This is a genomic window from Kitasatospora sp. NPDC002965 (assembly GCF_040611255.1).
Lineage (GTDB): Bacteria > Actinomycetota > Actinomycetes > Streptomycetales > Streptomycetaceae > Kitasatospora.
Genome location: NZ_JBEXNT010000303.1, coordinates 1 through 1665, shown reverse-complemented (window position 1 = coordinate 1665; position 1665 = coordinate 1). Strand labels below are relative to the sequence as shown.

At 74.4% G+C, this 1665-nt stretch carries 1 protein-coding gene; it reads left to right on the top strand.

Translation table 11 applies throughout. From position 1 onward, the window contains the following. Positions 1-448: 448 nt before the first annotated feature. The coding region (locus ABZY91_RS41995) for a polyketide synthase dehydratase domain-containing protein (RefSeq protein ID WP_355409515.1) at positions 449-1665 on the top strand (1217 nt) is incomplete at its 3' end.

The window sequence follows — 1665 nt, the reverse complement described above, 5'->3', positions numbered from 1 at the left end:
GGGTCGTCGGTCGCGGCGGTTGCGGGTGAGTCATGCGTTTCATTCGTGGCATCTGGATGGGATGTTGGAGGAGTTCCGGGTGGTGGCGGAGGGGTTGGAGTTCCGTGCGCCGTTGATTCCGGTGGTGTCGAATGTGACGGGGCGGGTTGCTTCGGGTGGGGAGTTGGCGGATCCGGGGTATTGGGTGCGTCAGGTTCGTGAGGCGGTGCGTTTCGCGGATGTGGTGGGGTCGTTGTCGGCGGAGGGTGTGTCGACGTTCGTGGAGTTGGGTCCGGACGGGACTCTGGCGTCGTTGGTGGAGGGGGTTCTTGAGGGGCCGGTGACGGCTGCGGTGTTGCGGCGGGATCGTGGGGAGTCGCGGACGGCGGTGGCGGCGTTGGCGCGGATTCATGTGCAGGGTCATCGGGTGGATTGGGCGGCGTTGTTCGGTGGTGGGCGGCGTCCGCGGGTGGATCTGCCGACGTATCCGTTCCAGCGGCGTCGTTACTGGTTGGAGCCCGCGACCCGTACCGGTGACGCCGGCGGCCTCGGCCTGGCTGCCGTCGAGCACCCCGTGCTCGGCGCGGTCGTCGCCCCGGCCGACACCACCGGCCTGCTGCTCACGGGCAGCCTGTCGCTGGCCACCCACCCGTGGCTCGCCGACCACGTCGCCCTCGGGACGGTGCTCGCCCCGGGCGCGGCCCTGGTCGAGCTGGCGATCCGCGCCGGCGACGAGGTGGGGGCGAGTGCGCTCGACGAACTGGTCGTCGAGGCCCCGCTCGTCCTGCCCGAGCGCGGCGCGCTCCAGCTCCAGGTGGCCGTGGGCGAGCCGGACGGCAACGGCCTGCGGTCCGTCACCGTCCACTCGCGTCCCGCCCCGCCGGCAGGCGGCGGCGACCACGCCGACCGGTCGGCGGATTCCGCCGCCGACCGGTCGGCGCACTCCGGAGCCTCCGGCGACTGGACCCGCCACGCGAGCGGCCTGCTCTCCACCGCGCCCGTCGCCGCCGAGCTCTTCGCCTGGCCGCCCGCCGACACCGCCGAGCGCATCGCCCCGGAAGAGGCGTACGCGCTGCTGGCCGCCGTCGGTCTGGACTACGGGCCGGCCTTCCGGGGTCTGCTGGAGGTCTGGCGGGAGGGGTCGACGCTCTACGCGACGGCCGCCCTCCCGGAGCAGCTCACCGCCGACGCCGCCCGGTTCGGGCTGCACCCCGCCCTGCTGGACGCGGCCGCCCAGCTTCCCGCCCTCGACGGCGGCACGGACGGCGGCACGGACGGAGACCCGAGCGGTGCCGGCGTCCGCCGGCTGCCCTTCGCCTACCGGGGCGTCACCCTGCACGCCTCGGCCGCGACCGAGCTGCGGGTGCGGGTCACCGCCACCGGGCCGGACACCTACGCCCTGGAGGCCACCGACCCCGAGGGCCGACCCGTGGTCTCGGTCGCCTCGCTGATCACCCGGCCGGTCCGGGCCGAGCAGCTGGGGGCCGTACCCGCCGTCGGCCGGGACACCCTCTTCGCCGTCGAATGGCCCGTGTCGACGGCGGGTGCCTCCGACGAGTCCGCCTGGGAGGTGCTGCGTGCGGAGGGGGACCTGGCCGTGGCGCTGGCGGCCGTTCAGGGGTGGTTCGCGGACGAGTCCCGTGAGGGTGTCCGTCTGGTGGTTCTGACGCGTCAGGCGGTGGCCGT